Genomic DNA, 25,653 nt, shown 5'->3' with positions numbered 1-25,653 from the left:
CACAACGCGCCGCCCTATAAAATACCCGCATGAACTCCCCCGATCCCCCGATCCCCCCCGCCGACCTGGACCGCCGTTTCGGCGGCCTGTCCCGTCTCTATGGCCCACAAGCTCCCGCGCGTCTGCAAAACGCCCACGTCGCGGTCGCCGGCCTGGGGGGCGTCGGTTCCTGGACCGTCGAGGCCCTGGCGCGCTGCGGGGTCGGCGCATTGACGCTCATTGACCTGGACCACATCGCCGAATCCAACGTCAATCGGCAGATCCATGCGCTGTCGTCCACGCTGGGCCAATCCAAGGTGGATGCCATGGCCGAGCGGGTGCTGGCGATCAATCCGGAATGCCGGATCACGCGGGTGGATGATTTCGTGTCGCCGGAGAACGTCGCCGAGGTCTTGCCCGGGCCTTATACCGTCATCATCGACTGCACCGACCAGGCCACGGCCAAGATTGCCATGATCCTGCATGCCCGGGCGCTGGGCATGCCGATGCTGCTGTGCGGGGGCGCAGGCGGCAAGACGGATCCGCTGGCGTTGCGGGCGGGGGACTTGTCGGCTGCGGTGAACGACGCCTTGCTGGCCAAGCTGCGCAACAAACTGCGCCGCGAGCATGGCTTTCCGCGTGCTTCCGACCAGAACGGCAAGGCGCTCAAGCGCGTGCCCAAGATGGGTATCCACGCGCTGTGGTTCGACCAGCCCGCCATCCTGCCTGACGCCTGGACCCGCCCCGTCGAGGGCGAGGACGATCTGGGCGCCTCGGGCCAGAACATCGCGCCGCAAGGCCTGTCGTGCGCGGGCTACGGTTCGGTTGTAACCGTGACAGCCGCCATGGGCATGGCGGCCGCCAACGAGGCGCTGCGGCTGGCGATCTGAACGCCTGCCGGTGGGCGCGTCACGGCGTACCGGTCGCCATTGGGCCGTATGGCCTTTGCCTCATAGCGCCACGAACACCATCCCGTCCTCGATCCTGACGGGGTAGGTCGCCACGTTTTCCCGCAAGGGGGAACACAACGCCCGGCCGTCGCGCACGTCGAAGCGGCCCTGGTGCAACGGGCACTCGATCTCGTGGCCTTCCAGGAAACCGTCGCACAGGCGGGCATTGCCGTGCGTACAGAGATTGGAGGTGGCGTAGACCTCGCCGTCGACGCCGTACAAGGCGATCTCGCGGCCGCCCGCCTGCACGGCGATGACGTCTTCGTCCGGCACATCGGCCCGGGCGATGGCCTTGATCCATTGCGTACTCATAGCGATTGTCCTGGTCAGATGGGATAGATGAGCGAATTGGGGATCAGTTCGCTATCGAAAATGCACAGCCGCGATTCGAATTTCAGGCCGTCGGGCGTCTGGCGCACCACGTCCAGGTAGCGCCCCACGTTGAAAACCGTGGTCAGCTGGCTGGGCTTGGTGCGGAACACCGCGTAGCTGGCCTCGGATTCGATGCGGTCGCCGTCCACCGCCAGCACGCGCGGCGCGCCCACCACGTGGCGCTGGTAGTACGGGTCGTGGAAGATCGTGTCGGTGGCGCCGTAGATGCGGTCCTTCAGCATGCCGCGGCTTTCGAACGCCATGGTCGCCAGCGGATAGCCGCGCTCATGGTTTTCGCGGGGCAGCACCTTGTAGGTGCAGTCTTCCAGGAAAAAGTCCGGCCATTTCTCCCATTCCTCGGCGTCCAGCGCGGCGGCGTAGTCGGCGTACAGGCGGGTCAGCTGGTAGTAGAGCGGAAAGTCCAGCATCGTCATGCCTCCATCACGCGGCGCCAATACGCGTACATGCCGCGGATCAGCGTTTCGGTCACCATGTGGTCGGTGTTCTCGGCGGTCTTGCCGCCCAGTTCCGCCACGCTGCGGTGCCACGGCTTCTGTTGAAAACCCGCTTGCGAGAATTCGATGACTTCGCCGTCGTCCGCCGACACGAAGCCGGCCGGGCCGAACAGGTTGGCCTGGCGCAGGCGCCGGCGCGTCATCTCGGGCGTGTCGTCGGCAAAGCCGAAGTGGGTCCAGACGAAGTCGAAGGCGTCATGGCCCACGGGCTGGATGTGGCGGGTGGACAGCGAATTCACCTGCTGCTGGATGATGACGCTGGGGAACAGTGTCATGAGCACGGCGGTGGGGCCGTTCCACCAGGGCTCCTGGACGATGTCGAGGAAGCGGTCATCGTTCAGCGACATCTGTTCCTTGAAGCTGGACACCCCGCTGGTGACGCTGCCTTTGCCGCCCTGGCCGCGAGTGGAAATCATGGCGGCGTGGCGAAAGTGCTGGTCCATCTTCAGTTCCGACCGGTTGTCCGCGCGCCACAAGCCGAAAGTGACGAACCAGGTGTGCAAGAGGCCCGGGTGATAGGGGTCCTTGATGTTCTCCTGCATCAGCTTCCAGTTGCCGGGGATGCGCTGGCGGCTGTAGCCGTGGATCACCAGTTCGCGGCCGTCGAAGACACGGTCGAAGTAGTGCAGGATGTCCGGACCCAGGTAGTCTTCCAGCGGCTCCACGCCCGGGTCGAACGAGGCGAACACTACGCCGTTGCGGCACGCCACGGTCAGCTTGGTCAGGCTGTGCTCTTCCGGCTTGAAATCTGGCGGCATGCCGCCGTTCACCTTGCCATCCTGCTTCACGCCGCGCCGGAAAGGCACGCCGATCAGGTTGCCTTGCAGGTCGTAGTTCCATTGGTGATAGGGGCACACGAATTCGCTGCGGTTGCCGGACCGTTCGCGGCAGAACTGCACGCCGCGGTGGGCGCAGACGTTTTCCACCACGCGCACCTGGCCATCGTTGTCGCGCAGCAGGATGACGGACCTTTCCCCCACCGCAGTGCGCTTGAAGTCGCCCGGATTGGGGATTTCGGCCTCCAGGCCCACGTAGCTCCAGTGCGCGCGATAGAAGAAGCGTTCCAGCTCGCGTTGGTGCAGAGCGGCATCGGTGTAGACGCCGAAAGGGATGCGGTGGGAGCCGTCGCCTTGCCAGGGCGGGACGAAGGCAAGCGGCTGTTCGGGGGCGTTCATGGGCGGCCTCGTGCTTGGCCGCCCGAACGACAGGGCGTGGCGGGTTGCATGGTTTGTCTCCATTTCCGTCTGGCCCGCTTGGGGCGGGCAGGGCCGGCGCGGCATCGGCGCGGGCAGTTGTCGCCTCATCATCGGGCACGCGGTGGAATAAATAAATAGAATCTGCTTGATAAGGCTAATCACCAAAATCAATATTGGTGGAGACAAGCGCATGAACCTGAAAGACGTGGACCTGAATCTGCTGGTCGTTTTCAATGAACTGCAGAAGCACCGCCGGGTGTCCGCCGTGGCGCAAAGCCTGGGCATTTCACAACCGGGCGTCAGCAACGCGCTGGGCCGGTTACGCAAGCTGCTGGGCGACGAATTGTTCCTGCGCACGTCGCGCGGCATGGTGCCGACGCCCTACGCGGAATCGCTGGCCCAGCCCATCGCCGACGCGCTGGGCGCGCTGCATGTCACGTTGAGCGCGCGGGCGCGCTTCGATCCGGCAGACAGCGAGCGGGCCTTCGTGATCGGCGTGAACGACGTGGGTGAAACCTATTTCCTGCCCCGCTTGATGCGGGCGCTGGACGGCACGGCGCCCGGCGTCACGATCCGGACCGTGCGCACCACGTCCCTTGACGTGAAGGACGAGATGGAGCGCGGCCGCATCGACCTGGCCATGGGTTTCCTGCCGGGCCTGAAAGGCGGCTTTTTCCAGCGCAAGCTGTTCAGCCAGCCTTATGTGTGCATCTTCCGGCGCGACCACCCGCTGGCGCGCTCAGGCGTGTCGGCCAGGCAGTTCCGCGCGGCCGAGCATGTGGCCATCGTGTCCGAAGGGACGGGCCACGGGGTGGTGGACGACGTGATCGAGCAAGCCGGCATCCGCCGCCGCCTGCGGCTGACGGTGCCGCATTTCATGGCGGTGGGGCCTGTGCTGGCCGCCACTGACATGATCGCGGTGGTGCCGCGGCGCTTTGCCGACTGCGCCTGCCAGCCTTTCGGGCTGGCGACGGCGCCCTGTCCGGTGAAGATCCCGGAATCCGTCATCAACGTGTTCTGGCACGCCCGCAGCCACCGCGAACCGGCCAACCAGTGGTTGCGGCAAGTGGTGGTGGACGAGTTCGCGGACTGAGGCGGGGCCGGAACCGGACCTGGACGGACAGCGCAGGGATGCAACGCAGGCAGGCGCCGCGTGGCGGGGGGATCAGGTTTCCCGCAGCGTGACCGTGAACCAGCCCCGCAGGGCGTTGGACAGGCGGATTTCGTCGGCGGCGTGCAGATCGGCCAGGGTCAGCACGCGTTCCTGGACGTTGCCGGTGTCCAACAGCTCGCCGCGCTGCACGCCGGGCAGGCAACCGCTGTCCACCGGCGGGGTGAGCCAATGGCCGTTCACGCGCAAGTACACGTTGCTGCGGCTGCCCTCGCACAGTTCACCGCGCTCGTTCAGGTAGAGCAGGTCAAAGATATGCGGATGCGCGGGCAGCCATTCGATCGTCTTGGTGTACCAGGGGCGGTGCGTGGTCTTGTAGCGCAGCAGCGGTTCCGAGGAGCGCAGCGCCTCGGGCGCCAGCATGACTTCCTGGACGGAGGGCAGTGGCGGCAGCCGGGCGGTCTGGATATGGCGGGAGCCGTCCCGGGCCACCAGCAGGCGCAGGCGGTGCGGCCCGGGGGTAACCAGACCCATCGCGGCGATCATGATGTCGCCTTCCACCGCGCGGCCGCCCCAGGCGTAGCCCAGCGCCTTGCACGACGCCTCCAGGCGTTGCAGGTGGCGGGCCAGCAGGGGCACGCGTTGTTCGGCATCGACCAGGATGGTCTCGATCAATTCGGGTTGCATGGGACTCTCCTGGGAAATGGCGGTCGGAGCCGCGCTCTATGCTACTACCGCTGCCGCAGTTGTATCCAGCACCGGCGTGGCCTGTGGGATGGGGACACCGTCAGGCGCGCAGGATGCGGGCCTTCCAGTGGCATTCCTGCCATTCCTCCGCAGGATCCGAGTCGTGCACGATACCGCCGCCCACGCTGTAGACGCCGCCGCCGGCTGGGTCCAGCACCAGGGTGCGGATCGCCACATTCAACGAAAAATCGCCGTCAGGCGCCAGCCATCCCACACTGCCGCAGTACAGGCCGCGCGGGGCGGTCTCCATCTGGCGGATGCGGCGCATGGCGGCCACCTTGGGGGCGCCGGTGATGGAGCCGCAGGGGAACAGGGCGGTCAGCACGTCCTGCAGCGTGGCGTCCGGCGCCAGCGCCGACACGGTGGACGTCATGGTCCAGACGGTGGGGTAGCGTTCCAGCGAGAACAGCGCGTCCACTTTGACCGAACCGGGCTGGGCCAGCCGGCCCAGGTCGTTGCGCAGCAGGTCCACGATCATCAGGTTTTCGGCGCGGTTTTTTTCGCTGGCCAGCAGTTCCTGGCCCAGCCGCGCATCCTCGACGGGATCGGGGTGCCGTGGTGCGGTGCCTTTCATCGGGCGGGTCGTCAGCCGGGGACCGTCACGCCGCACAAAGAGCTCGGGTGAAAAAGACAGCACCGTGCGGTCGCCGTCCTGGATGAACGCGCCGTGGGCCACCGGATTGCGGGCGGCGATGCGCCGGTAGAGCGTGGCCGGATCGCCCTGGTATTGCAGGTCGAGCGGTTGCGTGAAATTGACCTGGTACAGCTCGCCGTCGCTGATCAGGCCGCGGATGGCCTCGATCTGGCGCACGAAGCCGGCTTCGGTCATGCGAGGCGCGGGCAGGCTGATGGAGGCGGGCGCGCTGCCGGCGTCCGGCGCGTTCCAGGGGGCTTCGTCCCTCTTGCGGTCGAACACCAGCGCGGTCAGGCGGGGGCGGCCGTCGTCGCGCGGCGGCGTCCAGGGGCCGGCGGGCGCGGCCAGCGCGGCTTCGGGCAACAGCCATTCGCCCAGTTCGTAATCCAGCAACAGGGCGATCCATCGCCCCTGCCGCCGTGCGGCCTCGATGGCTGCCAGCGCGGGGGCGATGTCGGCCGCGGCACGCGCTTCGATGCGCGAGCAAAAGCCCTCTAACCGCAGCGCGCGACCGGCCAGCCGGTCTTCAAAACGACAATCCATGCGTGTTACTGCTGTTGTTGTTGCGCCAGGAATTCCGTCAGGACGCGTCCGGTGTGGGAGTGGCTTGCCAGGGTCATCACATGTTCCGGCGAGCCTTCGCCCACCAGCTTGCCGCCGCCCGTGCCACCTTCCGGGCCCAGGTCCAGCAGCCAGTCGGCTTCGGCGATGACGTCCAGATTGTGCTCGATCACGACGACGGTGTTGCCCGCTTCCACCAGACGATGCAGCACATGGATCAGTTTCTCCACGTCGGCCATCGACAGGCCCACGGTGGGTTCGTCCAGTACGTACAGCGTATGCGGGATGCGCGAAGCGCGGCCGGTCTTGATCAGACCGTCGGTCAGGCGCGCCTTGGACAGCTCGGTCACCAGCTTGATGCGCTGCGCTTCGCCGCCCGACAGGGTGGGCGACGGCTGGCCCAACGTCAGGTAGCCCAGCCCCACATCCTGCATCAATTGCAGCGGTCGGTGGATCTTCGGGTGCGCCGCGAAGTAGCCGATGGCGTCGTCCACTTCCATGGACAGCAGTTCGCCGGCGTTCTTGCCGCGCATCTGCACGCTGAGTGTGTCGCTGTTGAAGCGCGCGCCGTTGCAGGCGTCGCACGGCACCTTCACGTCCGGCAGGAAGTTCATTTCGATGGTGCGCATGCCCTGGCCTTCGCAGATCGGGCAGCGGCCGTCGCCGGTATTGAACGAGAAGCGCGCCGCCGTCCAGCCGCGCATGCGGGCTTCGCGGGTATCGGCGAACTGCTTGCGCACGTCGTCCCAGAAACCCACATAGGTGGCGGGGCACGAGCGCGGCGTCTTGCCGATGGGCGTCTGGTCCACTTCCAGCACGCGGTCGATGGCTTCCCAGCCCTTGATGCTTTCGCAACCCGCCCAGCCCGGAGACTTGCCTTGCGAGACGGCCTGGCTCAGGTTGTCCAGCAGCACCTCGCGCGCTAGCGTCGACTTGCCGGAACCCGATACGCCGGTCACGACACTCAGGCGGCCCACCGGAATCTTGGCATCCACGCTGCGCAGATTGTGCAGGCGCGCGCCGCGGATCTCGATCATCGGCGTGTCGGCTTCAACCGGCCGACGGCCTTGCAGCGGGTGCTGCAGCGGCGTTTTCAGATAACGTCCGGTGATGGATTCCGGCGCGTCCATCAAATCCTGCACGGAACCTTCCGCCACGACGCGGCCGCCGCGGATGCCCGCGCCCGGCCCGATGTCGATCACGTGCGAGGCGCGGCGGATCGTGTCTTCGTCATGTTCCACCACCACCAGCGTGTTGCCGTTTTCTTCGAGGCGTGCCAGCGCGTTCAGCAGGATGCGGTTGTCGCGCGGGTGCAAGCCGATGGTGGGCTCGTCCAGCACGTAGCAGACGCCCTGCAGGTTGGAACCCAACTGCGCGGCCAGCCGGATGCGCTGCGCTTCGCCGCCGGACAACGTCGGCGCGGCGCGATCCAGCGCCAGGTAGTTCAGGCCCACTTCCTGCATGAAATTCAGCCGGCCGCGGATTTCGGTCAGGATGTCGCGGGCGATCTCGCCTTCGCGGCCGCGCGCCACCAGTCCCGTGAAGAAGGTGTGCGCGTCCGATACCGGCAGCGATGCCAGTTCCGCGATCGACTTGTCGCGCCAGCGCACGGCGCGCGCCACACGGTTCAGGCGCTGCCCGTCGCACTGCGTGCACGCACGGGCCTCGCCTTCATACCAGGCGTTCCAGGCGGTTTCCTCGCCGGTCTGCTCTTCGTCGAAGCCTTGCAATTGCAGGCCAGTGCCGAAGCACCCCGTGCACCAGCCGTGCTTGGAGTTGTACGAGAACAGGCGCGGATCGGGTTCGGGGAAGCTGGTGCCGCAAGACGGGCAGGCGCGCTTGACCGAGAAGTGCTGCTGTTGCAGTTCGCTGTTCAGCGCTCCGTGCAGCTTGTTCACCGGCCAGACGACCGACATCACGCCCTGGCCGTTTTCCAGCGCGCTCTTGACGGCGGCGCGCAGGTCGGCCTCGTTGGCGGGGTCCACCACCACGTCCGCCACGGGCAGTTCGATGGTGTGTTCCTTATAGCGGTCCAGGCGCGGCCATGGCGCCACGGGGATGAATTCGCCGTCCACGCGCAGATGCGTATGGCCCTTGGAACCGGCCCACTTGGCCAGGTCCGTGTAGTAGCCCTTGCGTGCCGTGACCAGCGGGGATAGCAGGCCGATGTGCTCGCCCTTGTGGTCGCGCAGCAGACGGGCCACGATCTGGTCCGTGTTCTGCGGTTCGACCGCCACATTGCAGTCCGGGCAGTACTGGGTGCCCAGCTTCACATAGAGCAGGCGCAGGAAATGGTGGATTTCCGTCATCGTGGCCACGGTGGACTTGCGGCCCCCGCGGCTGGTGCGCTGTTCGATGGCGACGGTGGGCGGGATGCCGAAGATGGCGTCCACGTCCGGCTTGCCGGCCGGCTGCACGATGGCGCGCGCGTAGGCGTTCAGCGATTCCAGGTAGCGGCGCTGGCCTTCATTGAACAGGATGTCGAAGGCCAGCGTGGACTTGCCCGAGCCGGACACGCCGGTGATCACGGTGAATTTGTCGTGCGGGATCTCGACGCTGATGTTCTTCAGGTTGTGTTCGCGCGCGTTGCGGATCTCGATCGCCATGTTGCCCTGACGGCGCGCGCGCATCACGGACTGCAGCGGGGTGCCTTCGCCCGCGCCGTTGGCTTCGCCATACGTCGCGGCGGGTTCGGCGATGCGGGCCGTCAGGCCGGCCTGCTCGACTTCCTGCGCGTCGGCGTCGCTGGTCACGACCACGTCGGCCGGCAGGATGCTGACTTCGTAGTCGCGCAGCGCGGCGCCCGTGTGGGACTTGGGGTTGTCCATCAAGTCTTGTGGCGTGCCCACGCCAAGCACCAGGCCGCCGGCGTCGCCGCCTTCCGGACCCAGGTCGATCAGCCAGTCGGCCGCGCGGATCACGTCCAGGTTGTGTTCGATGACCAGCAGGGTGTGGCCGGCGGCCAGCAGCTTGCGGAAGGCGCGCATCAGGCGCGCGACGTCGTCGAAGTGCAGGCCGGTGGTGGGCTCGTCGAACAGGAACAGGCTGCCCTTCTTGGCGACCTTGGCGGTGGAGATGCCGCTGCGCGCGGCTTCGGCCAGGTGGCCCGCCAGCTTCAGGCGCTGCGCCTCGCCCCCCGACAACGTCGGCACAGGCTGGCCCAGCCGCACGTATTCCAGGCCCACGTCGGCCAGCGGCGCCAGGCCCGTCTGCACGTCGCGCAGGCCCTTGAAGAAGTCCAGCGCTTCGCTGACCGTCATGGCCAGCACTTCGTCGATGGACGCGCTCTTGCCCAGATGTTCGACGCGCACTTCCAGCACTTCCGGGCGGAAGCGCTTGCCGTCGCAATCCGGGCAGCGCAGGTACACGTCCGACAGGAACTGCATTTCCACGTGTTCGAAACCGGTGCCGCCGCAGGTCGGGCAGCGGCCGTCGCCGCCGTTAAAGCTGAACGTGCCGGCCGTGTAGGCGCGTTCGCGCGCCAGCGGGGCCTGGGCGAACAGCTTGCGGATGGCGTCGAAGGCGCCCACATAGCTGGCGGGATTGGAGCGCGCCGTCTTGCCGATGGGCGTCTGGTCCACCATGACAACGTCGGCGATCTGCTCGGCGCCCAACAGGCGGTCAAATGCCCCGGGCGCTTCCGACGGCTTGCCCTTCTGCTTGAGCAGCGCGGGGTACAGCACGTCCTGCACCAGCGTGGACTTGCCCGATCCGGACACGCCGGTCACGCAGACCAGCCGGCCCAGCGGCAGTTCCACCGAGACATTCTTGAGGTTGTGCGCGTTGACGCCTTCCAGCAGCAGCCGCGGCGTGTTCTGGGCGACCGGCATCGGACGCGGCGCTTCCACGCGCTGGCGTCCGCCCAGGTAATTGCCCGTCAGCGTGTCGGCGGCGCGCAGCTGCTTGGGCGATCCGTCGAAAACGATGTAGCCGCCGCGTTCGCCGGGGCCCGGGCCGATGTCGATGATGCGGTCCGCGGCCACCATGACCTGGGGATCGTGTTCCACGACCACCAGCGTGTTGCCGGCGTTGCGCAGCCGGTGCATGACTTCGACCACGCGGTGCATGTCGCGCGGGTGCAGGCCGATGGACGGCTCGTCCAGCACGAATAGCGTGTTCACCAGCGAGGTGCCCAGCGCGGTGGTCAGGTTGATCCGCTGCACTTCGCCGCCCGACAGCGTTCGGCTCTGGCGGTCCAGCGTCAGGTAGCCCAGGCCCACGTCGCACAGGAACTTAAGCCGCGCGCGCACTTCGGTCATGAGCAGGTCGGTGGCCGCGTCCAGTGCGCCCGAAAACGATAGCTCGTCGAAGAAGCGGCGCACCCGTTCGATGGGCAGCAGCATCACGTCATGGATCGACAGCCCGCCCAGGTGGTTCAACTGGTCTCGCGTCCAGTTGGCGCCGACCGGCATGAAACGCTGGTAGCGGCCGTCTTCCGGCGGCAGCACCGTGTCGGCTTCTTCCTTGGTGCCCAGGCGCCACAGCAGCGCGTCGGGTTTCAGGCGGGCGCCGTTGCAGGTGGGGCAGGGCGTGTAGCTGCGGTATTTCGACAGCAGCACGCGCACGTGCATCTTGTAGGACTTGGTTTCCAGCCAGTCGAAGAAGCGCTGCACGCCGTACCACTGGTGCTTCCAGGCGTCGTTGCCGCCTTTCCAGTCAGGGGTGCCGTAAAGCACCCAGCGCTTGTGCTCTTCGCTCATCGCCTTCCAGGGCACGCCCAGCGGCACGCCCGCGCGCGGCGCGTACTTCTGCAGTTCGTCCTGGCACTCCTTATAGGACGGCGTCGTCCATGGTTTGATCGCGCCTTCCAGCAGGGTCTTGTTCTCGTCCGGGATCACCAGGCCGAAATCGATGCCGATCACCCGGCCGAAGCCGCGGCAGGATTCGCAGGCGCCCAGCGGCGAGTTGAACGAGAAGCTGCTGGGCAGCGGGTCGGTGTATTCGATGTTGCAATCGGCGCAATGCAGGCGGTCGCTGTACTTCCAGATGTCCGCGTCGCCGCCTTCGGCGTCCATGACGTAGACGGCCAGGTGCCCGGCGCCCATGCGCAGCGCGGTGTCCAGTGCTTCCATCACGCGTTCGCGTTCGGTGCCCGCAAAGCGGAAGCGGTCCTGGATGACGTGCAAGATGCGGCGTTCCTCGCCGGCGTCCTTGGCCGCCTTGCCTTTCTTGGCGCCTTTCGCCGCTTTCGCGCCCTTGGCCGCGGCGGTGGCGCGGGGCACGGCGGTTTCCTCGGCGTGCACGCGGGTGTAGCCCTGCTGCTCAAGAAAGCCGCGCACTTCGTCTTCGGTGAAGTTGGCGGGCACGGCGATGGGAAAAGTCACCACCAGACGCGGATCGCCCGCCACCGCCGCGCGTTCGGCCAGCGAATGGTAGATGGAGTCCGGGGTGTCGCGGCGCACCACCTTGCCGCAGCCGCGACAGTACAGCCGGGCGCCGCGCGCAAACAGCAACTTCAGGTGGTCGTTCAATTCGGTCATCGTGCCGACCGTGCTGCGCGAGCTGCGCACCGGATTGGTCTGGTCGATGGCGATGGCCGGCAGGATGCCTTCGATGCGGTCTACCTGCGGCTTGTCCATGCGGTCCAGAAACTGGCGCGCATAGGGCGAGAAGGTTTCCACGTAGCGCCGCTGTCCCTCGGCGTACAGCGTGTCGAACGCCAGCGAACTCTTGCCGGAGCCCGAAACGCCCGTCACGACGACCAATTCGCCGGTGGCGATAGTCAGGTCCAGGTTCTTGAGATTGTTCTGGCGTGCGCCAACGATGCGGATTTGGGAGCTCATGGACGGTATCGTAGCCTGAGGAAGGCGCCTGCCCGAGCGATAACCCTTCGCTGGTTTCGAGCGCGCCGATATGGAATAATTGCCTACATAGTGAGCCATCTGTCCATAATATGGACACTAAGCGGCTAACTAGCTGTACAAATAAACAGTATCGCAGATTCGTCTGACATTCGCGCTGTTTGCCTTGCGAAATCTGTTTGTTCATAGTTAAAGGCTGGTTGCCACTATTTGGGGACGTTCTTGTCGGAAACCAAGGTCGCGGGCGCTGCGGCGTTCGCCAAATTCATGACGGTCCTGCAGGCGGTGGCCGATGCGCCCCAACCGCCCACGGCCGCCTCGCTTGCGCGCAGCTGCGGCTACCCGCGACCCACGGTCTATCGCATCGTGGCCGCGTTGGCCGAGCAAGGCATGGTGGCGGAAACCGACGGCGCCTATCGCCTGGGCACGCGCCTGATGTCCCTGGCCAGCCGCGCCTGGTCGCAGTTCGACCTGCGCGCCGCGCTGGCGCCTGATCTGCAGGCGCTGCGCGACGCCACCGGCGAAACCGTGCACCTGGCGGTGCCCGCCGGACAGGAAATGATCTATATCGACAAATTGGAAAGCCCCGGCCCGGTGCGCATGGTGTCACGCGTGGGGTCGTCGGTGGCCTTGCATTCCAGCGCGGTCGGCAAGGCGTATCTGGCCGCCCTGGACGAGGCCGCCCGCGAGCGCCTGCTGCACGGCCTGCCGCTGCCGGCGCGCATGCCGGGCACCGTGACCAGCCTGCCGGCCCTGCGCGCCGTGCTGGACGCGGACCGCGCGCGCGGCTACGCCATGGACAACGAAGAAAATGAAGCCGGCATCGTCTGCTACGGCGTCGCGCTATGCGACGCGGCCGGCCGGCCCGTTGCGGGCGTCAGCGTCAGCACCCTGCTGTTCCGGCGCCGCGACGACCCGCAAGCCGCCTATATCGATCCCTTGCTGCGGCTGCGCGACGCCGCCGCGGCCAAACTCGCCGTCCTGCCGGCATCGTCCGGCGGCATCTGACCGCCCGCCCCAGAGGAATTCCATGACCGCATCCGCTCCCATCGCCTCCAAGCTTTCCGCCCTGCTGGCCGCCCGGGTCGTGCCCGTGCTGCGCTATACCGACGCGGCCACCGCCGCCTATGCCGCCGAAGTCGCCGTGGCGGCCGGCTGCACGACGCTGGAGCTGACCTGGACGATTCCTGGCGTGACCGATCTGGTGCGCGCGCTGCGCGACAAGCACGGCGCCAGCCTGCTGCTGGGCGTGGGCACCGTGCTGGACGAAGCCCAGGCCCGCGACGCGCTGGTGGCCGGCGCCGACTTTCTGGTGTCGCCCGCCCTGGCGACCGAGATCGTGGACATGGCGCACGCGGCCGACGCCCTGTGCCTGCTGGGCGCCTTCACCCCGACGGAAGTGCTTGCGGCCCGCCGCGCCGGCGTGGACGTGGTGAAGGTGTTCCCGGCCGACACCGGTGGGCCCAAGCACCTGGCCGCGCTGAAGTCGGTTTATCCGGACACGATCTTCTGCCCCACGGGGGGCATCACCCAGGACAACATGGGCGCATACTTCGCGGCCGGCGCCGGGTTGGTGGGCATCGGCAGCAACCTGTACGACAAGGCCGCATTCGCCGCGCGCGACACGGCCGCCCTGGTCGCCCAGATCACCCGCACCCGCGAGGCCGCCCATGGCTGATTTCGACATCGTCGCGTTGGGCGAACCGCTGGTCGAGCTGAATCAGACCCACAAGGGCCAGTTGCAATACCTGCAGGGCTTCGGCGGCGACACGTCCAACGCGGTCATCGCCGCCGCCCGCCAGGGCGCGCGCTGCGCCTACCTGACCCGCGTGGGCAATGACACGTTCGGCGCCCAGTTCCTGGACTTGTGGCAATCCGAAGGCGTGGACACGACGGGCGTGCAGACGGACGACGATGCCCACACCGGGCTGTATTTCGTGCAGCACGGCCCCGACGGCCACGCGTTCAGCTATCTGCGCCGCGGCTCGGCCGCCAGCCTGATGACACCGGCCTTGCTGCAAAGCGGCCTGATCGAACGCAGCCGCTTCCTGCACGTGTCGGGCATCAGCATGGCGATCAGCACCAGCGCCTGCGATACCGTGTTCGCCGCCATCGCCCGCGCGCATGCCGCGGGCGCCGAGGTCAGCCTGGATTCGAACCTGCGGTTGCGGTTATGGCCGGTGGACCGCGCCCGCGCCGTCCTGCGCGAAGCCATGCGCGAAGCCGACGTGTTCCTGCCCAGCATGGACGACATGCAGCACCTGACCGGCAATGACGATCCTGAACGTACGCTGGACTGGATCCGCGACGGCGGCGCGGCAGGCGTGGTGGTGCTGAAACTGGGCAAGGACGGTTCCATCATCGACGACGGACGCACGCGGACGCCGGTTGCCGCCTTGCGGGTGGACGCCGTGGATGCCACGGGGGCGGGTGATTGCTTCGCGGGCAGCCTGCTGGCGCGCCGCTGCCAGGGCGATTCCTGGGAAGACGCCGTGCGCTACGCCAACGCGGCGGCCGCGCTGTCCACGTTGGGCTACGGGGCGGTCGACCCGCTGCCGCGCTCGGAACAGGTCTGGGAGCGGTTGAGATCGCTGACAGACTAGGGCGGACACGGGACGGGTGTTCACGGGGACGGATCAAGTCGCGGGCGCTCCGCCCTGTATTCCACCCCAATTGGCATGGTCTTCGGTTTTCAGGCTAAAATGCCAAGTTATCCGAATTTTTTCCGCCAGCCCGATTTCCGGTTGTGCGGGCCACTTTCCGCAAATTCAACAGGAGAATCAACATGGCTGAACGCAAACGCGTGCGTCGTAACACCCTGGAACGCCGTTGCCTGGGCAAGGCTTTCAAGCGCTTGTTCGTCAAGTCGCCCAAGGGTGTTTTCAAGATGCTGGAAAAGATCAAGCGCGTCTAATCAACGCCCTGATCTGAAAAATCCCCGCACGGCGCCAAGCTGTGCGGGGATTTTTCTTTTGGGGGGAGCGAGATGGCCTGCCCCCCGTCACTCCAGGGCAGGCCCGAGCTTTGGCTTGATGAAATCCATGAACGCCCGGGTCTTCGCAGGCTGGATGCTGGACGGGTACACCACATAGATCGAGATCGGGTCCACCGACCAGCCCGGCAGCACGCGCCGCAGCGAGTTGCGCTTGATGATCGGGTCCAGCGCCTGGCAGTGCGGCATGCGCGTGATGGCCAGGTCCAGGCCCGCCAGGGTGCCGGCGATGCTCATGTTGTTGGCGGCCAGATGGCCGCTGACCGGTACGCGTTCGCTCACGGTGCCGTTGTGCAGCGTCCAGTGCGAATGCGCGTCGTCGATGGTGGTGCGCAGGCATTGGTGCTGTGTCAGGTCGATGGGCGTCTTGGGTTCACCATGGCGTTCCAGATAGCGGTCGGAGGCGTACAGGTAGTTGTCCAGGGACACCAGTTCCTGCACCACGGCGCCGTCGCTGCGCGCGACGGGCGAGCCGTTGCCATTGCCGTTACCCGTGTCGATGGCCGCCAGGGGATAGTCGGTGTTGCGGCCAAAGCGCAGCACCACGTCGAACGGGGTGCCTTGCGCATCGGACGCGGTCATCATGCTCAGGTCGAACTCGCACTCCACTTCGGGATAGCGGTCGGTGAAGTCGTTGATGGTTTCCGGCAGCAGCCAGATCGCCAGGCTATAGGGCATGGACACCCGCAGGTTGCCCGACGGGCCCCCGGACAGCGACAGTAGCTGTTCGTGCGCCAGGCGGGCTTCGTCGATCAGGCCCTGGCAGCGGCGCATGTAGGCCGCGCCGGCCTCGGTCAGGTCCAGCCTGCGCGTGTTGCGGTTGATCAGCCGCAGGCCGATCGCGCGCTCAAGTTCATTGATACGGCGCGACAGCGTCGACGTGGGCATGTCCAGCGCGCGCGCGGCCAGGCTGAAGCTCTTGCGCTTGGCGACCTCTACGAACAAGGCGATGTCATTGAGCTGGACGGTCGAAGCTTCCATAGGCATTCCGGATTTGGCCGCCCGAGTTTACGCCACTCCCGCACGCCGCCCAACGCATAATGGTCCGGAATAACCGCTAAAAAATGCACGGGTTGACAGATTTGATTGCAAATTCGAATGCGCCGCCATCGGTTCACGCAGGCATATCCCCTACACTTCAGGCGAAAACAGTTAGACCAAGACCGCAGCGGTGGCACGGAGATCGCAAAGGGGCATAGCAGGCATGACCGATACACCAACGTTTTTCACCGTTCTGACGCCCACCTACAACCGGGCGGGTACGCTGCACCGGGTGTATGAATCGCTTTCCCGGCAGACATTCCGGGACTTCGAGTGGGTGGTGGTGGACGATGGTTCCACCGACAACACCCACGATTCCATCCTGGATTGGCAGACGCGCGCCGATTTTCCGATTCGCTACATCTGGCAGAACAACCAGCACAAGAAAACCGCGTTCAACCGCGGCGTACGGGAAGCGCGCGGCCAACTGGTCGTGGGCCTGGACAGCGACGACGAAATGCCGCCGGACGCATTGGCCACGTTCAAGGACGCCTGGGAAAGCATCCCGCCCTCGCGGCGCGATTCCTATGTGGCCGTGACCGGCTTGTGCGCGCGGCCCGACGGCAGCATCGTCGGCGACCGCTATCCGCAGGACGTGTTCGACAGCACGGCGGTGGACGTGTATTTCCGCTATCGCATCAAGGGCGAGAAATTCGGCTGTATGCGCACCGACATCCTCAGGAAATACCCCTTTCCCGAAGACGTGGCGGGTTTCGTGCCGGAAAGCCTGGTGTGGTGGGCGGTCGCGCGCGCGGGCTATCTCAGCCGCTTCATCAACCGCGTGGTGCGCACCTACCACGACACCCCGGGCGGCCTGAGCCAGGGCGCCGTGTCGGTGGCCAACAATGCGCAGGGCCTGTACCTGCTGGCCTGGGACATGCTGCAGCACCACCTGGAATTTTTCCGCTTCCGGCCGCGCGAATTCATCATGGCGGCCGCGCGCTATACGCGTTTCCGGCTGCACCTGAAGCACTCCGGCGTGCCCACGGCCGTCCAGGCCTATCGGCTGACGAATCCGTGCGCGACCTTCATGGTGGCGGCGATGTGGCCCGTGGGATACGCGTTGTACCGCCGCGACCGCCGGCGCGGCGTCGTCTAGGGGCAGGCGGGCGCTGCCGCCGGCGCGCCGTGGCCCAGCCCCAGATATACCTCGACCACGCGTGGGTCTACCGCGACTTCCGCCGCCGGGCCTTCCAGCGTGACCGTGCCGGTCTCGAGCACGTACGCGTAGTCGGCCACCTGCAGGGCCGCGCGGGCGTTCTGCTCGATCAGCAGGATGGACACGCCCATTTCGCGCAGCCGCGCGACGATGCGGAACACTTCGCGCACGATGCGCGGCGCCAGTCCCAGGCTGGGTTCGTCCAGCATCAAGAGGCGCGGTTTGGCCATCAGCGCGCGTCCCACCGCCAGCATCTGGCGCTCGCCGCCGGACAGGGTGCCGGCCAGTTGGGCGTGGCGTTCCTTCAGCCGGGGAAACAGCTCGTAGACCTCGGCCAGCGTCTTGTCCTGGTCGCGCAGGCCGCAGCGGAAACGGTGGAACGCGCCCAGCATCAGGTTGTCCTCCACCGTCATTTCGGCAAAGAGCTCGCGCTTTTCAGGCACCAGGTTCATGCCGGCCGCTACCATTTCCTCGATCTCGGCATGCGCCTGCGCCTTGCCGCCGAACACGATCTGTCCCGTGGACGGCAGCACGCCCATGATGGCCGACAGCAGCGTCGTCTTGCCGGCGCCGTTGGGGCCGATCACGGTCACGATCTGGCCTTCGCCGACCGTCAGGCTGATGCCGGACACGGCCTCGACCTTGTCATAGGCGACCCGCAGGTCGCGCACTTCCAGCAATGTCGCAGTCATCATTCCACTCCGCCCAGATAGGCTTCCAGCACGGCGGGGTTGTGCTGGATCTCGGTAGGCAGCCCCTCGGCGATCTTCTCGCCGAAGTCCATGACCACCACGCGGTCCACCAGTCCCATCACGAAGTCCATGTCGTGTTCGACCAGCAGGATGGCCATGCCTTCCGCGCGCAGTTTCTTCAGCAGCTCGGCCAGTTCGCACTTTTCTTGATAGCGCAGGCCGGCCGCGGGTTCGTCCAGCAGCAGGATGCAGGGGTCGGACGCCAGGGCGCGCGCGATCTCCAGGATGCGTTGCTGGCCCAGCGCCAGCGAACCGGCTTCGTCATGCAGGTGCTTGCCCAGGCCCACGCGCTCGACCTGGCGGGCGGCCTCGGCCAAGAGCCGCGATTCCTCGGGGCGGTCCATCCGCCACGCGGCCGGCAGCACGCCGCGGTGCCCGCGCAGATGGGCGCCGATGGCCACGTTCTCCAGCACGCTCATGCGCGACAGCAGGCGCACGTGCTGGAAGGTGCGCGACAGGCCCAGCCGCGCGATCTTGCGCGCGCCGGCGCCGGCCACGGGCTGGCCCAGCAGCGTGACCTGTCCCGACGTTGGCGTGTCCACGCCCGATATCTGGTTGAACATCGTGCTCTTGCCGGCGCCGTTCGGGCCGATCAGCGCCAGGATCTCGCCCGCGCGGATCTCCAGGTTCATGGCGTTGTTGGCGACCAGGCCGCCGAACTTGCGCGTCACGTCCACGGCCTTCAGCACGACGTCGCCACGCGGCGGCATGGGCTTGCGGGGCAAGGGCTCGGCGTCCATATCCAGGCGGCGTACGGGCTTTTTCACGCGGATCCAGCGCGTCAGCACCGGCCACAGGCCGCTGCGGGCGCGGTGCAGCAGCAGCACCATGCCGAAGCCGAAGACGATAACCTCGAAGTTGCCGGTCTGGCCCAGCAGCTTGGGCAGCCAGTCCTGCAGCCATTGCTTGAGCACCGTGAACACGCCCGCGCCGACCAGCGCACCCCAGACCTGGCCCGCGCCGCCGATGACGGTCATGAACAGGTATTCGATGCCCATCTGCAGGCCGAACGGGTTGGGGTTCACGAAACGCTGCATGTGGGCGTACAGCCAGCCCGACGCGCAGGCCTGCAGCGCGGCGATGATGAAGATCACCATCCGCGATCGCGCGGTGTCCACGCCCATCGACTCCGCCATCACGCGTCCGCCCTTGAGCGCGCGGATGGCGCGGCCTTCGCGAGAATCCAGCAGATTCTGCGTGGACCACACCGCCACCAGCAGGAACGCCCAGATCAGGTAGTAGATGCTGCCGCCCTGGTTCAGCGACCAGCCGAACAGGTTGATGGCGGGGATGTCCGGAATGCCGGTGTGGCCGCCCAGGCCTTCGACGGAGCCGAAGGCGAAGTACAGGGACAGGCCCCAGGCGATGGTCCCCAGCGGCAGGAAGTGGCCCGACAGCTTGAGCGTGATCGCGCCCAGCAGATAAGCGATGACGAGCGTCAGCGCCAGCCCCGCCAGCAACGTCAGCCAGGGGGAGGCGCCCAGCCACGCCAGCCACGTTGGCAGGGAGTCGGCGCGGGTGGTGAGCAGCGCCGTCGTGTAGGCGCCCACGCCCACGAAGGCGGCTTGCCCGAAACTCGTCAAGCCGCCCACGCCGGTCAGCAGCACCAGGCCCAGCGCCACCAGCGCATACAGGCCGATGTAGTTCAGCAGGGTGACGTAGAACGGCGGCAAGGCCAGTGGCCCCAGCGCCAGCAGCGCCAGGAATACGAAGAGGATGATGCGGGGGTTCATTCGTCTTCTTCCTCGACGTGATGGCTTTTCAGCGAGCGCCAGAGCAGCACGGGGATGATCAGCGTGAAGACGATGATTTCCTTGTAGGCGCTGGCCCAGAACGACGAGAAGGCTTCGATCAGGCCCACCAGGATGGCGCCGGCCGCGGCCAGCGGATAGCTGACCAGCCCGCCGATGATGGCGCCCACGAAGCCTTTCAGGCTGACCATGAAGCCGGAATCGAAGTACATGGTGGTGATGGGCGCGATGAGGATGCCCGACACCGTGCCGATCAGCGCCGCCAGGAAAAAGGTGGCGCGGCCCGCGAAGATGGGGGAAATGCCCATCAGCCGCGCGCCCAGCCGGTTGAAGGCGGCGGCGCGCAAGGCCTTGCCATACATCGACCGTTCAAAGAACTGGTAGAGCACGATGATCAGCACCGCCGACACCGCCACCACCCACAGCGCCTGGCTGTTGATGTTGATGGGGCCCAACGCCAGGCTGGCATCGCTGAAGGGCGCCGTGCGCGCCCCTTCGGCGCCGAAGGCCAGAAGGCCCAGGCCGACCAGCGCCAGGTGCACGGCGATGGACACGATCAGCAGCACCAGCGTCGAGGCTGACGCGATGGGCTGGTAGAACAGGCGGTACAGCTGCGGGCCCATCGGCACCACCAGCAGCAAGGTCAACAGCGCCTGGACCGACATGGGCAATTGCGCCAGCGGCAGCCGATAGAACAGCGCCGCCAGCACCAGCGGATAGATCGCCTTGGCCGCGATGCGCCAAAGGCCGCGGGTGCGGCCCGGACGCCTGGCGCGCGCCACCAGGTCGGCGACGGCTTCGGCCAGCGCGAACGCCAGCAGCAGCCAGACCAGCAGCACGGGCTTGCCGGCCTGGATGGCCGCCATGGTCAGCGCGCCGAAGGCGACGAATTCGCCCTGGGGGATGAACAGCACGCGGGTAACGGTGAAGACCAGCAGGATCGACAACGCCAACAACGCGTAAATAGCGCCGTTGGTGATGCCGTCCTGCCCAAGTATCAAGGCGATCTGAGCATTCATGCGGAATCCGTGGCTTTACTTGACGAGCGCCCAGTTGCCGTCTTTCACGGTAATGAGTTCGCGGCCGCGGTCATCGAAGCCGCTGTGGTCCGCCGCGCTCATGTTGTAGACGCCCTGCGTGCCCACCAGCTCCTTGGTCTGTTCCAGCGCGTCGCGCAGGGCGCTGCGGAACTCCTTGGTGCCCGGCTTGCCGGCCTTTTCCGCCAGCGGCACGGCCTTTTCCAGCAGCAGGCCGGCGTCGTAGACGTTGGCGCCGAAAGTAGCGGGCTTGGAGCCGTTGAGCTTTTCATAGGCCGCGATGTAGTCGCTGGCGACCTTCTTGGACGGATTGCTGTCCGGCATTTCGGGCAGCACCAGCATCAGGCTGGCGGCCAGCACCGTGCCTTCGACCTTCTTGCCGCCCAGCTTCAGGAAGTCGGGCAGCGCGGCGCCGTGGGTCTGGTAGAACTTGCCCTTGTAGCCCTGGTCGAACAGGGTCGTCTGCGGCAGCACGCTGGCGGCGCCGGGCGCGGCCACCAGCACGGCGTCCGGCTTGGCGGCCAGGATCTTCAGCGCCTGGCCCGTGACCGAGCTGTCGAAGCGCAGATAGCGTTCGTTGGCGATGACCTTGATGCCTTTCTCGGTGGCCAGGCCCGAGAACACCTTGGACCAGTTTTCACCGTAGGGATCATTCAGGCCGATGAAGCCGACCGTCTTCACGCCCGTCTTGACCATGTGGTCCACCAGCGCGCGGGCGATGATGTCGTCGTTCTGCGTGGTCTTGAACACCCACTTTTTCTGCTCGTTCATCGGCAGCACGACGGCTGCCGTGCCCACCGGCGCCAGCATCGGCACGCCGGCCTCCGCGGCGAACTGGATCACGCCCATGGCGTTGGGCGAGCCCGACGGGCCGATCAGCGCATCCACGTTCTGCTCCGAAATCAGCTTCTTGAAGGCGGTGACCGAGTTGGTGGAATCGCTGGCGTCATCCAGCGAGATGTATTCCACCGTCAGATCGCCGATCTTCTTGGGCAGCAGCGGCACGGTGTTCTTCTGCGGAATGCCGACCAGCGCGGTCGGTCCGGTGGAAGACGTGACGACGCCTATCTTGACCTGGGCCAGGGCGGGCAAGGCGAACAGAGCGGCGACGGCGGCGGCCGCGGCCAGGGGGAGTTTCTTCGACAGCATGGCAAAACCTCCGGATAGGGAGCAGAGTGAGAGTGCGGCTGGAAAACGGAGAAAACGGGAACTGCGGGAATTGCTTGTTGCTTAAAATTTCTAACACTCAAGGATGAGCACTGTAGACGTGGTACTGATGCTTACCTATCCGTTAAAACCCGACGACAGACGAAGGATGCGCTCGGTCAGATGGTGATGGAACTGACGCTGGCGCCACCGCACACAAACAACGTCTGCCCGGTGACGAAGCTGTTGGCAGGGTCGGCGAAGAACATCACGGCGCGCGCCACGTCGTCCGAACGGCCCAGGCGCTTGACCGGGATGCCGTTGGCCAGCTGCTTTTCGCGTTCGCTGCCGGGTTCGATCACTTCGTAGAACATGTCCGTCTGGATGGGGCCGGGCGCCACCACGTTGACCGTGATGCCGTAAGGCGCCAGTTCCAGCGACCAGGTGCGCGCCATGCCGACCATGCCGGCCTTGGTGGCCGAATACGCGGTGCGGGTGGGCAGGCCCAGCGCGCCGCGCGAGGACATCATCACGATGCGGCCGAAATTGCGTTCCTGCATGCCGGGCAGCGCCGCCTGCACCAGGGAGATCGCCGCGCCCAGGTGTATCTGCGTCAGGCCATGCAGTTCTTCCTGCGTGACCTGCGGGAGCAGATTGGGCCAGATGACGCCCGCGTTGTGGATAACGTGGCTGATGGGGAACTTGGCGGCAGCTTCCTGCCCGGCCTGGGCGGTGGCGTTGGCGTCCAGCAGGTCCACCTGCATGTTGTGCAGGCGGGGGTGGCTGAAGTCGGCCGCGCGGCGCGCCATCGAAATCACTTCATAGCCGGCGTCCAGCATGCTGCGGCAGATTTCCGCCCCGATGCCGGCGCTGCCGCCGGTGACGAGGGCAACATTCGTTTGTGTCATGGAATCCCTTTATTCGTTGTGGCCGTGGCCGCTCAGGCCTTGGGCGCCAGCGCCAGCACGCGCAGGGGGCTGCCCGACCCACTGCGGATCTTGAGCGGGGCCGAAAAGATCACCGCGCCGGTGGGCGGCAACTGGTCCAGGTTCGTCAGGCACTGCAGGCCGTAGCGGTTGTTGCCGTGCATGTAGTAGTGGCAGGGGTAGGGCGGGTTCAGGTGATGGGCCTGGCCCGCGTCGGTGCCCACGGATTCGGTGCCGAAGCCGTGCACGTCGCGCTCCTTGATCAGCCAGGGCACGACCTCGGCGTCGGGGCCGGGCGAGTGCGCGCCGTCCGCCTGCATGTTCAGGTATTCGGCGGGTTTGGCGCGCTTGGACCAGTCGGTGCGCATCAGCACCCACGAGCGCGCCGGGATGCGGCCATGTTTTTCTTCCCAGGCCTTCACGAAATCGATGGTCAGGAGGAAATCGGGGTTGTCGCGCGCTTCGGCGGAACAGTCGATGACAGAGGCGCTGGCGATGAAGGACTCAATGGGGATCGTGTCCACCGTGTTGTCGGGCTGGTCCTTGCCCGTGACCCAGTGGGCGGGCGCGTCGAAGTGCGTGCCCGTGTGTTCCGAGCACGAGAAGTTGTTCCAGTACCAGGCCGGGCCGCGCTCGTCGTAGCGCGAAATCTCTTCCATGCGGAACGGCCATGCCTGGCCGAATTCCGGCGGCAGCACGATAGTGGGGAATTCCGGCGTCAGGGTTTCGGTCAGGTCCACCAGGCCGATGCGACCCGACACGAGTTCCGACATGAATTGGGCAAGAATGTTCTGGCTCATGCTGTTGCTCCTCTTGGTTCGTGCGTTGTCGGGAAGGGGCCCTCAGGCGCCCAGTTCCCGTTCCAGTCCCTTGGGGTTCTCGGCCAGCCGGGCGCGGAATTCCTGCGCCACGTCGCCAACGTAGACGTCTTCGATCCCATCCTTCAACGCACGCACGATGGCTGCGGCAATCGTGGCGGGCGCCACGCGCGGCGGGGGTGTGCGTTGTTCCCATTCATGGTCCACCGGGCCGGGGAACACGTTCACCACCCGCACGCCCGCGTCGCGTAGTTCGGCGCGCAGGCATTGGGACAACGACAGGGCAGCTGCCTGGGATGCCGACCACATGCCGCGCGCGGGCAGGTTCATGTGCGCGTAGATGGACAGCACGTTGACCCAGGCGGTGGCGCTATTCACGCCGTCGGCGGCGCGGCCGCACAGGGCCGGGCCGAAGCACTGCGCCAGTCGCATCAGGCCCAGCACGTTCACATCCATGGCGTCGCGCGCCGTGTTCACATCCTTGCGGCCGAGCAGGCCGCCTTCACGTTCCAGATCGGCCGTGTTCACCAGGATTTCGACCTTGCCGCCGATGGAGGCGGCCAGGCGTTCGACGGAATCGGTATCGGTCACATCCAGCGTGACGGTCTGCACGCGCGGGTCGGCGGCCAGGGCGTCGAACGCCTCGTCGCGCTTCCAGGCCTGCGGATCGCCCAGGAACACGGTCGGGCAGCCCGCGTCCAGCAGGGCGCGCGCCACGGCCTGGCCCACCGCGGACTTGCCGTCCGTGACCAGGGCCCGGCGAAACTTCGGGTCGCACGAGGTCTCGCGCAGGGTTTTGTCGTCTTCCATGTTCGGGGTGTTCCTTTCTGGCAGGGCGATCATCACGGCCTGGCCGCCGCGGTCCAGTTTCAGCGTCAGGCGCACGCGCGCGCCGTCGACGCAGTCCTGGTGGACGTGCGCCACGACGGAGGGGCCGGCGTCCATGTGCACGGTGCCCACGCGCCACGGCAGGCGTTCGCGGAAGTACAGGTCGTTGCTGTGGTGCAGGACGGTGCTGACCAGCAGCACGCCGTTGGGATCGGCCGGGCGCCACGGCAGGTGTTCGGACAGGCAATGGCCGCAGACCTCGCGGGGCGGGTACTGCACCGTGCCGCAGTCGGCGCAGGTCTGCAGTTCGAAGCGGCCTTCGGCGGCGGCCGCGGTCAGCCCCAATGCGCTGCGGCTGCGCCAGCCGGGCGGCAGCGTGGGCTGGCGGGTGCGTGCAACCGGGTTCTTCCGGGGCGGCTTGGCTAGCGGCTCGGTCATGCGTCGCTCCTGGCCAGAATGGCCGCGGCAGTGCATAGCCCGCGGTCGTAGTTGATCATGCCGAAGCCGCTGACCATGCCGATGCGGGCACCGGTTACCTGAGTGCCGCCGGCCGTGCCGGTCAGCTGGCGCAGGGCTTCTATCAGGCCCAGATAGCCACCGGCCGCGCCCGCCTGGCCCACCGACAGTTGGCCGCCGTTGGTGTTGAAGGGGAAGCTGCCGTCGACGGTAAAGGTATTGGCGCGGACGAACGCCGGGGCGGCGCCTTTTTCGCAGAAGCCCAGGTCTTCGATCTGCATCAAGTTGATGACGGGGTAGTCGTCGTAGGCCTGCAGGAAGTCCATGTCGGCGGGCGCCGCGCCGGCCTGGCCGTAGAGCTCGTCCACGTCCATGGTCCAGCCGCCGCGCGTCTGGATCGGGTCGTCGATCCAGGCGTTGTGCCGCTCGATGGTGGACAGGATGCGGGCATACGGCAGGTTCAGGGCGCGGGCTTGCGTCTCGCGCATGACGAGAAAGGCGTCCGCGCCCGCGCAGGGCATCACGCAGTCGAACAGGTGGATCGGGCCGGTGATGACGCGCGCGTCCAGGTACTGCTGCAAGGTCAACGGCTTTTTCATCAACGCGTGCGGATAGCGCAGCGCGTTGTCGCGCTGCGCCACGCACAGCTTGCCGAAGTCATCGCGGGTGGCCCCGGTGGCGCGCATGTAGTTTGCCGTCAGCAACGCGAAACTGGCGTTCGGTCCGCCCGCGCCATAGGGATAGACGGCGTCTTGCGCAAAGCGCGAGAACTGGCTGACCGTGTTGCGGAAGGAATCCACATGGTTGGTGTCGCCCGCGATGCACGCCACGATATTCGCGTCGCCGGCCTGCACGGCGCGGGCCGCGCGGCGCAGGGCCGC

22 protein-coding genes are annotated in these 25,653 nt (G+C 66.7%); 7 read left to right on the top strand and 15 right to left on the bottom strand.

The features are described 5' to 3' along the window. Positions 1-29 precede the first annotated feature (29 nt). Complete coding sequence (locus HG262_RS24990; RefSeq protein WP_169273573.1) at positions 30-869, top strand: tRNA threonylcarbamoyladenosine dehydratase; 840 nt, start codon at positions 30-32, stop codon at positions 867-869. 60 nt (positions 870-929) lie between these two features. On the opposite strand, the gene HG262_RS24985 is transcribed toward HG262_RS24990, so the two are convergent. Genes HG262_RS24985 through HG262_RS24975 form a run of 3 tightly spaced genes read right to left on the bottom strand, consistent with a single transcriptional unit; the run spans position 930 to position 2,991 of the window. After that, entirely contained in the window at positions 930-1,241 is a 312-nt protein-coding gene (locus HG262_RS24985; RefSeq protein ID WP_169273572.1) for a non-heme iron oxygenase ferredoxin subunit, read from the bottom strand. Positions 1,242-1,255: 14 nt separating this feature from the next. Then, the gene (locus HG262_RS24980; protein ID WP_169273586.1) at positions 1,256-1,729 is read right to left on the bottom strand and encodes an aromatic-ring-hydroxylating dioxygenase subunit beta; all 474 of its coding nucleotides are present in this window, start codon (positions 1,727-1,729) and stop codon (positions 1,256-1,258) included. 2 nt (positions 1,730-1,731) lie between these two features. Then, positions 1,732-2,991 (bottom strand): aromatic ring-hydroxylating dioxygenase subunit alpha, encoded by a 1,260-nt coding sequence (locus HG262_RS24975; RefSeq protein WP_169273571.1) that lies wholly within the window; start codon positions 2,989-2,991, stop codon positions 1,732-1,734. A 211-nt stretch (positions 2,992-3,202) separates the two neighbouring features. Here HG262_RS24975 and HG262_RS24970 point away from each other — a divergent pair, with 211 nt between their 5' ends. Then, a complete protein-coding gene (locus tag HG262_RS24970; RefSeq protein WP_169273570.1) occupies positions 3,203-4,105 on the top strand; it encodes a LysR family transcriptional regulator in 903 nt (300 codons plus the stop codon). Between the two features lie 72 nt (positions 4,106-4,177). Here the strand turns inward: HG262_RS24970 and HG262_RS24965 are convergent, their stop codons facing one another. The 3 genes from HG262_RS24965 to uvrA all read right to left on the bottom strand — a co-directional run bounded on the left by HG262_RS24965 (position 4,178) and on the right by uvrA (position 11,848). After that, complete coding sequence (locus HG262_RS24965) at positions 4,178-4,810, bottom strand: aminotransferase class IV family protein (protein WP_169273569.1); 633 nt, start codon at positions 4,808-4,810, stop codon at positions 4,178-4,180. Positions 4,811-4,910: 100 nt separating this feature from the next. Next, the gene (locus HG262_RS24960; RefSeq protein ID WP_169273568.1) at positions 4,911-6,047 is read right to left on the bottom strand and encodes an aminodeoxychorismate synthase component I; all 1,137 of its coding nucleotides are present in this window, start codon (positions 6,045-6,047) and stop codon (positions 4,911-4,913) included. A 5-nt stretch (positions 6,048-6,052) separates the two neighbouring features. Continuing rightward, positions 6,053-11,848, bottom strand: a complete 5,796-nt coding sequence (gene uvrA / locus HG262_RS24955; protein WP_169273567.1) for an excinuclease ABC subunit UvrA — start codon at positions 11,846-11,848, stop codon at positions 6,053-6,055. A 240-nt stretch (positions 11,849-12,088) separates the two neighbouring features. Between uvrA and HG262_RS24950 the strand changes: the two genes are divergently transcribed. The 4 genes from HG262_RS24950 to HG262_RS31145 all read left to right on the top strand — a co-directional run bounded on the left by HG262_RS24950 (position 12,089) and on the right by HG262_RS31145 (position 14,780). After that, the gene (locus HG262_RS24950; RefSeq protein WP_169273566.1) at positions 12,089-12,874 is read left to right on the top strand and encodes an IclR family transcriptional regulator; all 786 of its coding nucleotides are present in this window, start codon (positions 12,089-12,091) and stop codon (positions 12,872-12,874) included. A gap of 22 nt (positions 12,875-12,896) precedes the next feature. Then, on the top strand, positions 12,897-13,544 hold the full coding sequence (locus HG262_RS24945) for a bifunctional 4-hydroxy-2-oxoglutarate aldolase/2-dehydro-3-deoxy-phosphogluconate aldolase (protein ID WP_169273565.1): 648 nt from the start codon (positions 12,897-12,899) through the stop codon (positions 13,542-13,544). Beyond that, positions 13,537-14,469 (top strand): sugar kinase, encoded by a 933-nt coding sequence (locus HG262_RS24940; protein ID WP_169273564.1) that lies wholly within the window; start codon positions 13,537-13,539, stop codon positions 14,467-14,469. The genes HG262_RS24945 and HG262_RS24940 overlap by 8 nt, the downstream gene beginning before the upstream one ends. A gap of 182 nt (positions 14,470-14,651) precedes the next feature. After that, a complete protein-coding gene (locus HG262_RS31145) occupies positions 14,652-14,780 on the top strand; it encodes a hypothetical protein (RefSeq protein ID WP_006226408.1) in 129 nt (42 codons plus the stop codon). 87 nt (positions 14,781-14,867) lie between these two features. On the opposite strand, the gene HG262_RS24935 is transcribed toward HG262_RS31145, so the two are convergent. Beyond that, entirely contained in the window at positions 14,868-15,839 is a 972-nt protein-coding gene (locus HG262_RS24935; RefSeq protein ID WP_169273563.1) for a LysR family transcriptional regulator, read from the bottom strand. 223 nt (positions 15,840-16,062) lie between these two features. Here HG262_RS24935 and HG262_RS24930 point away from each other — a divergent pair, with 223 nt between their 5' ends. Next, entirely contained in the window at positions 16,063-16,998 is a 936-nt protein-coding gene (locus HG262_RS24930) for a glycosyltransferase family A protein (protein ID WP_169273562.1), read from the top strand. On the opposite strand, the gene HG262_RS24925 is transcribed toward HG262_RS24930, so the two are convergent. The 8 genes from HG262_RS24925 to HG262_RS24890 all read right to left on the bottom strand — a co-directional run. Next, a complete protein-coding gene (locus tag HG262_RS24925) occupies positions 16,995-17,750 on the bottom strand; it encodes an ABC transporter ATP-binding protein (protein WP_169273585.1) in 756 nt (251 codons plus the stop codon). The two genes, HG262_RS24930 and HG262_RS24925, sit on opposite strands and share 4 nt — an antisense overlap. After that, on the bottom strand, positions 17,750-19,543 hold the full coding sequence (locus HG262_RS24920) for a branched-chain amino acid ABC transporter ATP-binding protein/permease (RefSeq protein ID WP_169273561.1): 1,794 nt from the start codon (positions 19,541-19,543) through the stop codon (positions 17,750-17,752). Before HG262_RS24920 ends, HG262_RS24925 begins: the two co-directional genes overlap by 1 nt. Beyond that, positions 19,540-20,580, bottom strand: coding sequence for a branched-chain amino acid ABC transporter permease (locus HG262_RS24915; protein WP_169273560.1), 1,041 nt, complete (start codon positions 20,578-20,580; stop codon positions 19,540-19,542). Before HG262_RS24915 ends, HG262_RS24920 begins: the two co-directional genes overlap by 4 nt. Before the next feature lie 15 nt (positions 20,581-20,595). Next, entirely contained in the window at positions 20,596-21,747 is a 1,152-nt protein-coding gene (locus HG262_RS24910) for an ABC transporter substrate-binding protein (protein ID WP_169273559.1), read from the bottom strand. A 176-nt stretch (positions 21,748-21,923) separates the two neighbouring features. Continuing rightward, on the bottom strand, positions 21,924-22,652 hold the full coding sequence (locus HG262_RS24905) for an SDR family oxidoreductase (protein ID WP_169273558.1): 729 nt from the start codon (positions 22,650-22,652) through the stop codon (positions 21,924-21,926). 32 nt (positions 22,653-22,684) lie between these two features. After that, entirely contained in the window at positions 22,685-23,470 is a 786-nt protein-coding gene (locus tag HG262_RS24900) for a cyclase family protein (RefSeq protein WP_169273557.1), read from the bottom strand. Positions 23,471-23,512: 42 nt separating this feature from the next. Then, complete coding sequence (locus HG262_RS24895) at positions 23,513-24,754, bottom strand: SDR family NAD(P)-dependent oxidoreductase (RefSeq protein ID WP_169273556.1); 1,242 nt, start codon at positions 24,752-24,754, stop codon at positions 23,513-23,515. After that, positions 24,751-25,653: thiolase family protein (locus HG262_RS24890; protein WP_169273555.1), on the bottom strand; the 903-nt coding region annotated here is incomplete at its 5' end. The genes HG262_RS24890 and HG262_RS24895, both read right to left, overlap by 4 nt.

Source organism: Achromobacter sp. Bel, from assembly GCF_012928505.1.
Lineage (GTDB): Bacteria > Pseudomonadota > Gammaproteobacteria > Burkholderiales > Burkholderiaceae_B > Achromobacter.
Note: the sequence above shows the minus strand (reverse complement) of the source record. Positions and strands in the feature narration are given on the sequence as shown.

Excerpts from the sequence above, each read along its gene's own strand:
- HG262_RS24990 (WP_169273573.1), top strand. The coding sequence starts at position 30 with ATGAACTCCCCCGATCCCCCGATCCCCCCCGCCGACCTGGACCGCCGT.
- HG262_RS24985 (WP_169273572.1), bottom strand. The coding sequence starts at position 1,241 with ATGAGTACGCAATGGATCAAGGCCATCGCCCGGGCCGATGTGCCGGAC.
- HG262_RS24980 (WP_169273586.1), bottom strand. The coding sequence starts at position 1,729 with ATGCTGGACTTTCCGCTCTACTACCAGCTGACCCGCCTGTACGCCGAC.
- HG262_RS24975 (WP_169273571.1), bottom strand. The coding sequence starts at position 2,991 with ATGAACGCCCCCGAACAGCCGCTTGCCTTCGTCCCGCCCTGGCAAGGC.
- HG262_RS24970 (WP_169273570.1), top strand. The coding sequence starts at position 3,203 with ATGAACCTGAAAGACGTGGACCTGAATCTGCTGGTCGTTTTCAATGAA.
- HG262_RS24965 (WP_169273569.1), bottom strand. The coding sequence starts at position 4,810 with ATGCAACCCGAATTGATCGAGACCATCCTGGTCGATGCCGAACAACGC.
- HG262_RS24960 (WP_169273568.1), bottom strand. The coding sequence starts at position 6,047 with ATGGATTGTCGTTTTGAAGACCGGCTGGCCGGTCGCGCGCTGCGGTTA.
- uvrA (WP_169273567.1), bottom strand. The coding sequence starts at position 11,848 with ATGAGCTCCCAAATCCGCATCGTTGGCGCACGCCAGAACAATCTCAAG.
- HG262_RS24945 (WP_169273565.1), top strand. The coding sequence starts at position 12,897 with ATGACCGCATCCGCTCCCATCGCCTCCAAGCTTTCCGCCCTGCTGGCC.
- HG262_RS24940 (WP_169273564.1), top strand. The coding sequence starts at position 13,537 with ATGGCTGATTTCGACATCGTCGCGTTGGGCGAACCGCTGGTCGAGCTG.
- HG262_RS31145 (WP_006226408.1), top strand. The coding sequence starts at position 14,652 with ATGGCTGAACGCAAACGCGTGCGTCGTAACACCCTGGAACGCCGTTGC.
- HG262_RS24935 (WP_169273563.1), bottom strand. The coding sequence starts at position 15,839 with ATGGAAGCTTCGACCGTCCAGCTCAATGACATCGCCTTGTTCGTAGAG.
- HG262_RS24930 (WP_169273562.1), top strand. The coding sequence starts at position 16,063 with ATGACCGATACACCAACGTTTTTCACCGTTCTGACGCCCACCTACAAC.
- HG262_RS24925 (WP_169273585.1), bottom strand. The coding sequence starts at position 17,750 with ATGACTGCGACATTGCTGGAAGTGCGCGACCTGCGGGTCGCCTATGAC.
- HG262_RS24920 (WP_169273561.1), bottom strand. The coding sequence starts at position 19,543 with ATGAACCCCCGCATCATCCTCTTCGTATTCCTGGCGCTGCTGGCGCTG.
- HG262_RS24915 (WP_169273560.1), bottom strand. The coding sequence starts at position 20,580 with ATGAATGCTCAGATCGCCTTGATACTTGGGCAGGACGGCATCACCAAC.
- HG262_RS24910 (WP_169273559.1), bottom strand. The coding sequence starts at position 21,747 with ATGCTGTCGAAGAAACTCCCCCTGGCCGCGGCCGCCGCCGTCGCCGCT.
- HG262_RS24905 (WP_169273558.1), bottom strand. The coding sequence starts at position 22,652 with ATGACACAAACGAATGTTGCCCTCGTCACCGGCGGCAGCGCCGGCATC.
- HG262_RS24900 (WP_169273557.1), bottom strand. The coding sequence starts at position 23,470 with ATGAGCCAGAACATTCTTGCCCAATTCATGTCGGAACTCGTGTCGGGT.
- HG262_RS24895 (WP_169273556.1), bottom strand. The coding sequence starts at position 24,754 with ATGACCGAGCCGCTAGCCAAGCCGCCCCGGAAGAACCCGGTTGCACGC.